The 12629-nt window shown below is 68.8% G+C and carries 8 protein-coding genes; 4 read left to right on the forward strand and 4 right to left on the reverse strand.

Translation table 11 applies throughout. The features are described 5' to 3' along the window. Nucleotides 1-7: 7 nt before the first annotated feature. The 3 genes from glpK to I2W78_RS33115 all read right to left on the reverse strand — a co-directional run bounded on the left by glpK (nt 8) and on the right by I2W78_RS33115 (nt 3499). On the reverse strand, nt 8-1549 hold the full coding sequence (gene glpK, locus I2W78_RS33105; protein WP_196463927.1) for a glycerol kinase GlpK: 1542 nt from the start codon (nt 1547-1549) through the stop codon (nt 8-10). A gap of 78 nt (nt 1550-1627) precedes the next feature. Next, the gene (locus I2W78_RS33110; protein WP_196463928.1) at nt 1628-2413 is read right to left on the reverse strand and encodes an MIP/aquaporin family protein; all 786 of its coding nucleotides are present in this window, start codon (nt 2411-2413) and stop codon (nt 1628-1630) included. Between the two features lie 321 nt (nt 2414-2734). Further along, nucleotides 2735-3499 (reverse strand): IclR family transcriptional regulator, encoded by a 765-nt coding sequence (locus tag I2W78_RS33115; RefSeq protein WP_196463929.1) that lies wholly within the window; start codon nt 3497-3499, stop codon nt 2735-2737. Nucleotides 3500-3828: 329 nt separating this feature from the next. Between I2W78_RS33115 and metH the strand changes: the two genes are divergently transcribed. From metH to I2W78_RS33135, 4 genes are all read left to right on the forward strand, one after another. Then, a complete protein-coding gene (gene metH / locus I2W78_RS33120) occupies nt 3829-7341 on the forward strand; it encodes a methionine synthase (RefSeq protein ID WP_196463930.1) in 3513 nt (1170 codons plus the stop codon). 129 nt (nt 7342-7470) lie between these two features. Next, nucleotides 7471-8163, forward strand: a complete 693-nt coding sequence (locus I2W78_RS33125; protein WP_196463931.1) for an HAD family hydrolase — start codon at nt 7471-7473, stop codon at nt 8161-8163. A 428-nt stretch (nt 8164-8591) separates the two neighbouring features. After that, a complete protein-coding gene (locus I2W78_RS33130; RefSeq protein WP_196463932.1) occupies nt 8592-10190 on the forward strand; it encodes an ABC transporter substrate-binding protein in 1599 nt (532 codons plus the stop codon). Between the two features lie 69 nt (nt 10191-10259). Then, nucleotides 10260-11840, forward strand: coding sequence for an ABC transporter substrate-binding protein (locus tag I2W78_RS33135; RefSeq protein WP_196463933.1), 1581 nt, complete (start codon nt 10260-10262; stop codon nt 11838-11840). Nucleotides 11841-11929: 89 nt separating this feature from the next. On the opposite strand, the gene I2W78_RS33140 is transcribed toward I2W78_RS33135, so the two are convergent. Further along, complete coding sequence (locus I2W78_RS33140) at nt 11930-12601, reverse strand: response regulator (protein ID WP_196463934.1); 672 nt, start codon at nt 12599-12601, stop codon at nt 11930-11932. Nucleotides 12602-12629 lie beyond the last annotated feature (28 nt).

Below are 12629 nucleotides of genomic sequence, written 5' to 3' on the forward strand. Positions count from 1 at the left end.
CGTCGAATCAGCTCTCGTCTTCGTCGAGCCAGCCCATGGTCCGTTCGACGGCCTTGAGCCAGTTCTTGTACTCACGGTCGCGGGTGTCCGCGTCCATGCGGGGGGTCCACTCGGCGGCCCGCCGCCAGTTGGCGCGCAGGTCGTCGGTGCTGTTCCAGAAGCCGACGGCGAGACCGGCGGCGTAGGCGGCGCCGAGGCAGGTGGTCTCGGCGACCATCGGGCGCACCACCGGGGCGTCCAGGAAGTCCGAGAGGGTCTGCATCAGCAGGTTGTTGGAGGTCATACCGCCGTCGACCTTGAGGGCGGTCAGTTCGACACCGGAGTCCTTCGTCATGGCGTCGGCGATCTCCCGCGTCTGCCAGGCGGTGGCCTCCAGCACGGCGCGCGCCATGTGCGCCTTGGTGACGTATCGGGTGAGACCGGCGATCACACCGCGGGCGTCGGAGCGCCAGTACGGGGCGAACAGGCCGGAGAAGGCCGGCACGAAGTAGGCGCCGCCGTTGTCCTCGACCGAGAGCGCGAGGGTCTCGATCTCGGCGGCGGTGGAGATCAGGCCCATCTGGTCGCGCATCCACTGCACCAGCGCACCGGTGACGGCGATCGAGCCCTCCAGGGCGTAGACCGGCTGCTGCCCGCCGATCTGGTAGCCGACGGTGGTCAGCAGCCCGCTGTAGGAGTTGATGATCTTGTCACCGGTGTTCATCACCATGAAGGTGCCGGTGCCGTACGTCGACTTGGTCTCGCCCTCGGAGAAGCAGGTCTGGCCGAACAGGGCCGCCTGCTGGTCACCGAGCGCGGAGGCGACGGGGATGCCGCCGAGCAGGTCGCCCAGCTTGCCGCCGGTGATCTCGCCGTAGACCTCGGCGGAGGACCGGATCTCGGGCAGCATCGCCAGCGGGACACCGATGGACTCGGCGATCTTCTCGTCCCACTGCATGGTGTGCAGGTTCATGAGCATGGTGCGCGAGGCGTTGGTGACGTCGGTGACGTGGTGGCCGCCGTTGACCCCGCCGGTCAGGTTCCAGATGACCCAGGTGTCCATGGTGCCGAAGAGGATGTCGCCCGCCTCGGCGCGTTCCTTGAGGCCCTCGACGTTGTCGAGCAGCCAGCGAGCCTTGGGGCCGGCGAAGTAGGAGGCGAGGGGGAGCCCCGTCTCGCGGCGGAAGCGGTCCTGGCCCACGTTGCGGCCGAGCTCGCGGCACAGGGCGTCGGTGCGGGTGTCCTGCCAGACGATGGCGTTGTGGACGGGCTCACCGGTGTTCTTGTCCCACAGCACGGTGGTCTCGCGCTGGTTGGTGATACCGATGGCCTTGATGTCGTCACGGGTGATGCCGGCCTTCTCGACGGCTCCGGCGACGACCTCCTGGACGTTGGTCCAGATCTCGGTGGCGTTGTGCTCGACCCAGCCCGGCTTGGGGAAGATCTGCTCGTGCTCCTTCTGGTCGACGGAGACGATCCGGCCGTCCCGGTCGAAGACGATGCAGCGGCTGGAGGTCGTGCCTTGGTCGATGGCTGCGATGAAGGGGCCGGCGGTGTGGGCGTCGGTCACTGTGTGCTCCTGGAAGTCCGTGTGGTCTGGGGCTGTTACGGCGTAATGCTTGCGGCTGCGAAAGCGGGCGGACCCGTTCTAAGCAAATGCGACGTTGTAGAGGCCTGCCGCGAGGGCGGCGCCGATCAGCGGGCCGACCACCGGGATCCAGGCGTAGCCCCAGTCGGAGCCACCCTTGTTGGGCAGGGGCAGAAGGGCGTGCACGATACGCGGACCGAGGTCACGGGCCGGGTTGATGGCGTAGCCGGTCGGGCCGCCGAGGGAGAGGCCGATGCCGACCACGACGAGGGCGACCATCAGACCGCCGACGGTGCCGAGGCCGTTGCCGTTGTCGTTCAGGCCCTGCGTGAGTACGGCGATGACCAGCACGAACGTACCGATGATCTCGGTGGCGAGGTTCATCGCCACGTTTCGGATCTCCGGTCCGGTGGAGAAGATGCCGAGCACCGGGCCGGCGCCCTTCTCACGCGCCTCGATCGCCTTGGGCTGATCGTCAGGGGTGCCGACGATCTCCTTGTCGGTGAGGTGTGCGTGGAACTGGCCGTAGTAGGCGACCCAGACCAGGGCCGCACCGATCATGGCGCCCAGCAGCTGTCCGCCCCAGTAGAGGGGGACGTTGCTCCAGTCGCCGTCCTTGATCGCGATGCCGAGGGTGACGGCCGGGTTGAGGTGGGCGCCGGACAGCGGCGCCGAGACATAGACGGCCGTGAGCACCGCGAAACCCCACCCGAAGGTGATGGCGAGCCAGCCGGCGTTGCGGGCCTTGGAGGCCTTGAGAACCACGGCGGCGACCACGCCTCCGCCGAGGAGGATGAGTATGGCGGTACCGATGGTCTCGCCGATGAAGATGTCGGAGCTGGACACCCGCGACTCCTTTGTCCTTCGTCCAGGGGAGCTGAACCCCGCGTCCCTTTCCGGGGTCCGTCGGCCCGTGGCGTTGTCACACTCTAGCGCGTATTGCCGGTAGCTGTTCGACAATGCCGACCGATGGACGGGAGTCTTGCTTTGGCGTTACGCACACGTCAAGAGTTCTCTCATCGAAAGCGCGATGGTGATTGATTGTGTTGGGTTCTGGGTCCATGGATCACACAGATCCAGATATTCCATATATGCCTGTTTTAGGGTAGGCCGAGAGCCGGAACGCCGAACGGCGTCCCGGTGATCGTCAAAGGCCCTGCGTGCCGCTCAGAACCGCCCGGCGCCCAGATCGCGCGACACCGCGCGGGCGCAGTCCCGTACCGCGGCGATCAGCTCGGGCCGCAGCTCCCCGTCCCGGTACAGCCGCTCGACCGCCCCGGTGATGCCGACCGCGCCGACCGGCATGCGCCGCCGGTCGTGGATGGGCGCGGCGATGGAGGACACGCCCTCCCAGGTCTCCTCGACGTCCGCGGCGTACCCGCGCGCGCGGGTCAGGTCCAGGATCTGCTCGAAGTCGCTCAGGTCGCACACCGTGCGGTCCGTGAAGGCCTTGCGGTCGGACTCCAGCGCCTCGCTGTGCGCGACCGGGTCGTAGGCCGACAGGACCTTGCCCAGGGCCGTGGAGTGCAGCGGCTGCATGGCGCCGATCTCCAGCACTTGACGGCTGTCGTCGGGCCGGAAGACGTGGTGCACGATCAGCACGCCCTGCTGGTGCAGCACCCCCAGGTAGACGCTCTCGCCGCTGGAGCGGGCCAGGTCGTCCGTCCATACCAGGGCACGCGCGCGCAGCTCGTGCACGTCGAGGTAGGTGGTGCCCAGGCGCAGCAGCTCGGCGCCCAGCTGGTAGCGGCCGGAGGCCTCGTCCTGCTCGACGAAGCCCTCCTGCTGCAGGGTGCGCAGGATGCCATGGGCGGTGCCCTTGGCGAGGCCCAGTGAGGAGGCGATGTCCGACAGGCCCAGCCTCCGCTCGCCGCCCGCGAGCAGGCGCAGCATCGCGGCCGCCCGTTCGAGCGACTGGATGTTCCGTGCCATCGCCGTCCTGCCTCCGTCCCCTTCGACCGTCGAGCTGCGACGTCGCTGCTGCCGCCGTACGGCAATGTCCACTGTTCGGCAATGCCGAACACTACCGGTCCATGCCGACCTACCGCCAATGGGTGGTCGGCAGTTGTTGTGTCCCGCGTCCCCCAGGCGTCCCCCAGGAGTGACCTGGACGCCACTCCGGTCCGCCTCGTGGACGCCCCTGACCATAGGCGGCCGGTCCCGGCTACCCTGGCCGCGTGCGCCCTTCCCCGGTCGTTCCGGACGAGCCTCCTGGGGAAGCCGCAAAGCCGACAGCCGTCGCACTCCAGGGAGCCCCGTAAATGGCCTCGTCGCCGCAGTCCCCTTCCACCGACAGCCGGACCCGTGCGTCCGCCCTCCGTGACGCGCTCGCCACCCGTGTGGTCGTCGCCGACGGGGCGATGGGCACCATGCTCCAGGCGCAGGACCCCACGCTCGAGGACTTCGAGAACCTCGAGGGCTGCAACGAGGTCCTGAACGTCACCCGCCCGGACATCGTCCGTTCCGTGCACTCCGAGTACTTCGACGCGGGCGTGGACTGCGTGGAGACCAACACCTTCGGCGCGAACCTCTCCGCCCTCGGCGAGTACGACATCGCCCACCGGATCACCGAGCTGTCCGAGGCAGGCGCCCGCATCGCCCGCGAGACGGCCGACGACTACACGCGGCGCACCGGACAGCAGCGCTGGGTGCTGGGCTCCATGGGCCCCGGCACCAAGCTGCCGACCCTCGGCCACACCACCTTCGGCGCGATCCGCGACGCGTACCAGCAGAACGCCGAGGGCCTGCTCGCGGGCGGCGCCGACGCGCTGCTCGTGGAGACCACCCAGGACCTGCTCCAGACCAAGGCCTCGGTCGTCGCCGCCCGCCGGGCGATGGAGACGGCCGGGTACGACGTACCGCTGATCGTCTCGGTGACCGTGGAGACCACCGGCACCATGCTCCTCGGCTCCGAGATCGGCGCCGCGCTGACCGCGCTGGAGCCGCTCGGCATCGACATGATCGGCCTGAACTGCGCGACCGGCCCCGCCGAGATGAGCGAGCACCTGCGCTTCCTGGCCCGCCACTCCCGTATCCGGCTGTCGTGCATGCCGAACGCCGGTCTGCCCGTACTGACCGCGGCCGGCGCCCACTACCCGCTGACCGCGCCGGAACTGGCCGACGCCCAGGAGAACTTCGTCCGCGACTACGGACTCTCCCTGGTCGGCGGCTGCTGCGGTACGACGCCGGAGCACCTGCGCCAGGTCGTCGAGCGGGTCCGCGACCTCACCCCGACCGAGCGCGCCCCGCGCCCGGAGCCGGGCGCCGCCTCCCTGTACCAGTCGGTGCCGTTCCGCCAGGACACCTCGTACCTGGCGATCGGCGAGCGCACCAACGCCAACGGCTCGAAGAAGTTCCGCGAGGCCATGCTGGCCGGCCGCTGGGACGACTGCGTGGAGATGGCCCGCGAGCAGATCCGCGAGGGGGCGCACCTGCTCGACCTGTGCGTGGACTACGTCGGCCGGGACGGCGTCGCCGACATGAAGGAACTGGCCGGCCGCTTCGCCACCGCCTCCACGCTGCCGATCGTCCTGGACTCCACCGAGGTCGACGTCATCCGGGCAGGCCTGGAGAAGCTCGGCGGCCGCGCGGTGATCAACTCCGTCAACTACGAGGACGGCGACGGCCCCGAGTCCCGCTTCGCCAAGGTCACCGAGCTGGCCCAGGAGCACGGCGCCGCGCTGATCGCCCTCACCATCGACGAGGAGGGCCAGGCCCGCACGGCCGAGAAGAAGGTCGAGATCGCCGAACGGCTCATCGACGACCTGACCGGCAACTGGGGCATCCGCGAGGAGGACATCCTCATCGACTGCCTCACCTTCACGATCTGCACCGGCCAGGAGGAGTCCCGAAAGGACGGCATCGCCACCATCGAGGCGATCCGCGAGCTGAAGCGCCGTCACCCGGACGTGCAGACCACGCTCGGCCTGTCGAACATCTCCTTCGGCCTGAACCCGGCCGCCCGCATCCTGCTCAACTCCGTCTTCCTCGACGAGTGCGTCAAGGCGGGCCTGGACTCGGCGATCGTGCACGCGTCGAAGATCCTGCCGATCGCCCGCTTCGACGAGGAGCAGGTGAACACCGCCCTCGACCTCATCTACGACCGCCGCCGCGAGGGCTACGACCCGCTGCAGAAGCTCATGCAGCTGTTCGAGGGCGCCACGGCGAAGTCGCTGAAGGCGGGCAAGGCCGAGGAACTGGCCGCGCTGCCCCTGGAGGAGCGCCTGCAGCGGCGCATCATCGACGGCGAGCGCAACGGCCTGGAACAGGACCTGGACGAGGCCCTCCAGGACCGTCCCGCCCTGGACATCGTCAACGACACCCTCCTGGAGGGCATGAAGGTCGTCGGCGAGCTGTTCGGCTCCGGCCAGATGCAGCTGCCGTTCGTGCTCCAGTCCGCCGAGGTGATGAAGGCCGCCGTCGCCTACCTCGAACCGCACATGGAGAAGACGGACGACGACGGCAAGGGCACGATCGTGCTGGCCACCGTGCGCGGCGACGTGCACGACATCGGCAAGAACCTGGTCGACATCATCCTGTCCAACAACGGCTACAACGTCGTCAACCTGGGCATCAAGCAGCCCGTCTCCGCCATCCTGGAAGCCGCCGAGGAGCACCGGGCCGATGTCATCGGCATGTCCGGCCTCCTGGTGAAGTCCACGGTGATCATGAAGGAGAACCTGGAGGAGCTCAACGCCCGGGGCCTGGCCGCCAGCTACCCGGTCATCCTCGGCGGCGCCGCGCTCACCAGGGCATACGTCGAGCAGGACCTGCACGAGATCTACGAGGGCGAGGTCCGCTACGCCCGGGACGCGTTCGAGGGCCTGCGCCTGATGGACGCGCTGATCGGCGTCAAGCGGGGCGTGCCGGGGGCGAAGCTGCCGGAGCTCAGGCAACGCCGGGTGCGGGCGGCCACCGTCGAGGTCGAGGAGCGCCCGGAGGAGGGCCACGTCCGCTCCGACGTCGCCACCGACAACCCGATCCCCGAGCCGCCGTTCTGGGGCACCCGGGTCATCAAGGGCATCCAGCTCAAGGAGTACGCCTCCTGGCTGGACGAGGGCGCGCTGTTCAAGGGCCAGTGGGGCCTGAAGCAGGCCCGCACCGGTGAGGGACCGTCGTACGAGGAACTGGTCGAGACCGAGGGCCGGCCCCGGCTGCGCGGGCTGCTGGACCGGCTCCAGACGGAGAACCTGCTGGAGGCGGCCGTCGTCTACGGCTACTTCCCGTGCGTCTCCAAGGACGACGACCTGATCATCCTCGACGACGCGGGCAACGAGCGCACCCGCTTCACCTTCCCGCGCCAGCGCCGCGGCCGCCGGCTGTGCCTGGCCGACTTCTTCCGCCCGGAGGAGTCCGGCGAGACGGACGTCGTCGGCCTTCAGGTCGTCACCGTCGGCTCCCGGATCGGCGAGGAGACCGCCCGGCTGTTCGAGTCCGACTCCTACCGCGACTACCTGGAACTGCACGGTCTGTCCGTGCAGTTGGCCGAGGCGCTCGCCGAGTACTGGCACGCGCGCGTGCGCGCCGAACTCGGCTTCGCCGGCGAGGACCCGGCCGACATCGAGGACATGTTCGCGCTGAAGTACCGCGGCGCCCGCTTCTCGCTGGGCTACGGGGCCTGCCCCGACCTGGAGGACCGGGCGAAGATCGCCGACCTCCTGGAGCCGGAGCGGATCGGCGTGCAGCTGTCCGAGGAGTTCCAGCTGCACCCCGAGCAGTCCACGGACGCCATCGTGATCCACCACCCGGAGGCGAAGTACTTCAACGCTCGGTGACGTCCGATACGACGCCCCGTGACACTCCTCACGGCAAGCTGATCGGAATAGTCGTACACTGGTCGGTCCACTGAAGGCCGGTTCCCGACCCGGGAACCGGCCTGCTCGTCCCTCCAGGAGGTACGCCGGATGACGACGACGGTCCCCGCAATCGGCACCCGTACGGCCGAAGGCTCCACCCTGCAGGCCGTGCTCCTCGACATGGACGGCACCCTGGTGGACACCGAGGGTTTCTGGTGGGACGTGGAGTGCGAGATCTTCGCCGGTCTCGGACACACCCTCGACGACTCCTGGCGCCATGTCGTGGTCGGCGGCCCGATGAGCCGCAGCGCGGGGTTCCTGATCGAGGCCACCGGCGCCGACATCACCCTCGCCGAGCTCACCGTCCTGCTCAACGAGGGGTTCGAGGACCGGATCGACCGGGCGCTGCCGCTGATGCCGGGAGCCGCCCGGCTGCTGGCCGAGCTCGCCACGCACGAGATTCCCACGGCCCTGGTCTCGGCCTCCCACCGGCGCATCATCGACCGCGTCCTCGATTCTCTCGGGCCCCAGTACTTCGCCCTGACCGTGGCCGGCGACGAGGTCGCCCGCACCAAGCCGCACCCGGACCCGTACCTGCTCGCCGCCGCCGGACTGGGCGCGGACCCCTCCAGATGCGCGGTCGTCGAGGACACCGCGACCGGCGTGGCCGCCGCCGAGGCGGCGGGCTGCCATGTGGTGGCCGTGCCCTCGGTGGCCCCGATCGCCCCGGCCGCCCGGCGTACCGTGGTGGACTCCCTCGAAGTGGTCGATCTGGCATTTCTGCGGGCTCTGCTGAACTGATGACACAAATGCGCGGAGCGTTCACGCACCGTGCGGCGGCGCGGGAACAGCAATTCATCGACGAGGAATTCGAATCGCGCGGATGGCCGAATTCCGGTTGGCTCGCACCCAGTTGAATGTGTGACGTTCACCACTCCGGAAGGGGTCGACAGGGTGGCGCATGTGTGCCGCCCGGCCCCATAACGGGCCGGTTGCCCCGCCTTTGTGTCCCGATTCATGGGACGCTGCACTAATCCTTCCCCTGTCGGGTTTTCAGTGCGTCCACACCCGGTTTCGCAGCGTGATGGCCGCTCAACTCCGGTGGCCGTGAACCCCGTCACGGGCGCGCACTAATCTCATCGCGAGAACCTCACCCCCGCCCCCGTGATCCGCCGCGCCACCCCTGCATGCCGGATACACGGACCTGACAGCTGTGGAGATTTCCGAGCATGAACCGCAAGACCTTGGTGCTGCCGGCGGTGGTCGGTCTGCTGGCACCCGCGCTCGCAGCTTGCGGCGGGTCGGACAGCGGCGACGGCGGCAGCCCGATCGTCGTCGGCACCACGGACCGGTTCGTTGCCACCGATGACGCCCCCGCGCCCCTGGACCCGGCGTACGCCTACGACGTCGGCACCTGGAACGTGCTGCGCCAGACCGTGCAGACCCTGATGGTCCAGCCGCGCGGCGAGGGCGCCCCCGTCCCCGAGGCCGCCGAGAGCTGTGGCTTCACCGACTCCGGCAACGAGCGCTATGCCTGCAAGCTGCGCCCGGACCTGAAGTTCGCGAACGGCGACCCCGTCACCGCGGGCGACGTGAAGTTCTCCATCGACCGGGCCCTCGCCCTCAAGGCGGACAGCGGTGTCTTCGCCCTGCTGTCCACCGTCGACACCGTCGAGACCAAGGGCGACAACGAGGTCATCTTCCACCTCAAGACCGCCGACGCCACTTTCCCGTACAAGCTGTCGACCCCGGTCGCGGGCATCGTGAACCCCGACAACTACGAGAAGAACAAGCTGCGCGACGGCTTCCAGGTCGACGGCTCCGGCCCGTACGTGCTCAAGGCGGAGGAGAAGGACGGCGAGCTGGCCAAGGCCGTCTTCACCAGAAACCCCCACTACCAGGGGGCGTTGAAGGTGCACAACGAGGAGATCGACATGATCTCCTACCAGGACGCCGAAGCCATGGGCGCCGCCCTCGACGAGGGCGACATCGACGTGATGACCCGCACCATGACGCCGGAGCAGATCGACAAGCTGGCCGCCGCCGACGGCGATGTCGACCTGGTCGACGTGCCCGGCCTGGAGATCCGCTACCTGGCCTTCAACACCGACGCCCCGACGGTGAAGGACAAGGCCGTACGCCAGGCCATGGCGCAGCTCATCAGCCGCGAAAAACTCGTCTCCGAGGTCTACGGCTCCCAGGCCGAGCCCCTGTACTCGCTCGTCCCGGCCTCCGTCACCGGCCACTCCAACGCGTTCTTCAACAAGTACGGCGACCCCAGCGTCGCCAAGGCCAAGGCCCTGCTCGCCGACGCCGGCGTCACCACCCCGGTGAAGCTGACCCTGCATTACACGACCGACCACTACGGCGCCGCCACCCAGAAGGAGTTCGAGGTGCTGCGGGGGCAGCTCAACGACAGCGGCCTGTTCGACGTCGGTATCGAGGGCACGCCCTGGGACACCTTCGTCCCGGCCGAACGCAACGGTGAGTACGACGTCTTCGGGATGGGCTGGTTCCCCGACTTCCCGGACGCCGACAGCTTCGTCGCCCCGTTCCTGGACAAGGACAACTTCCTCAAGTCGCCGTATGCCAACAGCGAGATCCGCAACACCCTGATCCCGGAGTCCCGACGCGAGGCCGACCGTCTCGCCGCCTCCGAGACCCTGAACAGAATTCAGGACATCGTGGCCGAGGACGTACCCGTGCTGCCCCTGTGGCAGGGCAAACAGTACGTCGCGGCGCGTGACGACATCACCGGTGTCGCCTACGCGCTCAACTCCTCCGCGACCCTCCAGCTGTGGGAGCTCGGCCGCGGTGTGAGCGGCTGACACTCCCAGCACGCGCCCGGGTCCTGGACGGCGGCCCCGGGAACTTCGAGAACGACGTAAGGCACGCACGTGAACATTCGCAACCAGTGGCCGGTCCTGCCGATCGTGGCCGGTCTGGCCTCCGGCCTGCTGACCGGATGCGGTTCCGAGTCCGGCGACACCGGGGAGAACGGCTCCAACGTGGTCATGGGGATGTCCGACGACGTCCTGGCCACCGACCCGGCGTCCGGCTACGACCCCGGCTCCTGGCTGTTGTTCAACAACGTCTTCCAGTCGCTGCTCAGCTTCCCCAAGGGCGGCACCGAGCCGCAGCCGGAGCTGGCCCAGGGGTGCAGCTTCGCGGACACCTCGACGAGGGTCTACAAGTGCACCCTGAAGGACGGGCTGAAGTTCAGCAACGGTGACCCGCTCACCTCCGAGGACGTCAAGTTCTCCTTCGACCGCATGCTGAAGATCAACGACGCCGACGGTCCGGCGGTCATGTTCTCCATGCTCGACTCGGTCCAGACGCCGGACGAGAAGACGGTCGTGTTCAACCTGAAGGTCGCCGACGCCACCTTCCCGAGCAAGGTCGCCTCCGGCGCGGGCTCCATCGTCAACCACCGCGAGTACGACGCCGACCAGCTGCGCAAGGACGGCCAGGCGGTCGGCTCCGGCCCCTACAAGCTCGACTCGTTCTCCGAGAACGAGGCCGTCTTCTCGGTCAACACGAACTACAAGGGCACCGCCGACGTACAGAACTCCGGCGTCACCCTGAAGTTCTTCAACGGCGACCGCGCCGAACTGAAGAAGGCCCTGCTCGCCGGCGACATCGACATCGCCTACCGAGGCCTGAGCGCGGCCGACATCGCCGACATCGAGAACGCCGACGCCGACTCGGGCGTCAAGGTCATCGAGGGCAGCAGCGCCGAGGTCCAGCACCTGGTCTTCAACATGGACGACCCGGTCGCCGGAAAGCTCTCCGTCCGCCAGGCCATCGCCCACCTGATCGACCGCGACGCCCTCATCGAGGACGTCTACCAGGGCACCGCGACCCCGCTGTACTCGATCATCCCGGCCGGCATCGCGGGCCACAACACCGCCTACTTCGACACCTACGGCGCCCGCCCCTCCAAGGCCAAGGCCGAGGCCGCGCTGCGCGCCGACGGCATCACCGACAAGGTGAAGCTCACCCTGTGGTCCACCCCCGCCCGCTACGGCCCCGCCACCGACGAGGAGTTGAAGGCCATAGCGGCCCAGCTCAACGCCAGCGGCCTGTTCGCCGCCGACGTGAAGTCCATCCCCTTCGACCAGTACGAGCAGGACATCGCCGACGGCAAGTACGGCGTGTACGTCAAGGGCTGGGTGCCCGACTACCCGGACGCCGACAACTTCACGGCCCCGTTCTTCGGTGAGGGCAACGTGCTGGAGAACAACTACAGCAACAGCGCGATCACCGGCACGCTCATCCCGCGCACGGCCGCGCAGAGCGACCGCGCCGCCACCGACGACGAGTACGGCGAGCTGCAGAACATCGTCGCCGAGGAACTCCCCATGCTGCCGATCTGGCAGGCCAAGCAGTACGCGGTCGTCCGCGAGGAGGTCTACGGCCTGGAGTACTGCCTCGACGCCTCGACCGTCTTCCGGTTCTGGGAGATCAGCAAGGGCTGAGCCCCGGATACGCCGACGCCGAGGGCGCCCGCTTCTTCGGAAGGGGCGCCCTCGGCGTCGTACCACTGGTGGGGCGACTAAGGGGCGGGTCACTGTGCGCCGGGGCGCACCAGGCCGCTCTCGTACGCGTACACGGCGGCCTGCACCCGGTCGCGCAGCCCCAGTTTGGTGAGGACGTGTCCCACGTGGGTCTTGACCGTCGTCTCGCTGACGAAGAGGTCGGCGGCGATCTCGGCGTTCGACAGGCCGCGCGCGACCAGCTTCAGCACCTCGACCTCGCGCTCGGTGAGCGTGCCCAGGGTGTCGGGCACCGGCTCCTCGCCGGACGGCAGATGCGTGGCGTACTTGTCGAGCAGGCGGCGCGTGATGCTCGGCGCGAGCATCGCCTCGCCGGCCGCCACCACCCGGATCGCCTGCACCAGCTCACCCGCGGGCGCGTCCTTCAGCAGGAAGCCGCTGGCGCCGGCCTTCAGCGCCTCCACCACGTACTCGTCGAGGTCGAAGGTGGTCAGCACCAGCACCTTCGCCGGGCCGTCCCGGCCCGGTCCGGTGATCTGCCGGGTCGCCTCCACGCCGTCCATCCGCGGCATGCGGATGTCCATCAGCACCACGTCGGGCTGCAGGGCCCGCACCTGGTCGAGTGCCTGGAGGCCGTCTCCGGCCTCGCCGACGACCGCGATGTCCTGCTCGGCCTCCAGGATCATGCGGAAGCCCGTACGCAGCAGCGGCTGGTCGTCGACCAGTAGGACGCGGATGGCCACGTGAGTCTCCTTCGCCTCGGCAGGTGCG

Origin of the sequence: Streptomyces spinoverrucosus, assembly GCF_015712165.1 — a bacterium.
GTDB classification, from domain to species: Bacteria; Actinomycetota; Actinomycetes; order Streptomycetales; family Streptomycetaceae; genus Streptomyces; species Streptomyces spinoverrucosus_A.

What these genes read in the sequence shown, in the direction of transcription:
- metH (WP_196463930.1), top strand. Translation starts at nt 3,829, where the DNA reads ATGGCCTCGTCGCCGCAGTCCCCTTCCACCGACAGCCGGACCCGTGCG.
- I2W78_RS33115 (WP_196463929.1), bottom strand. Translation starts at nt 3,499, where the DNA reads ATGGCACGGAACATCCAGTCGCTCGAACGGGCGGCCGCGATGCTGCGC.
- I2W78_RS33125 (WP_196463931.1), top strand. Translation starts at nt 7,471, where the DNA reads ATGACGACGACGGTCCCCGCAATCGGCACCCGTACGGCCGAAGGCTCC.
- I2W78_RS33130 (WP_196463932.1), top strand. Translation starts at nt 8,592, where the DNA reads ATGAACCGCAAGACCTTGGTGCTGCCGGCGGTGGTCGGTCTGCTGGCA.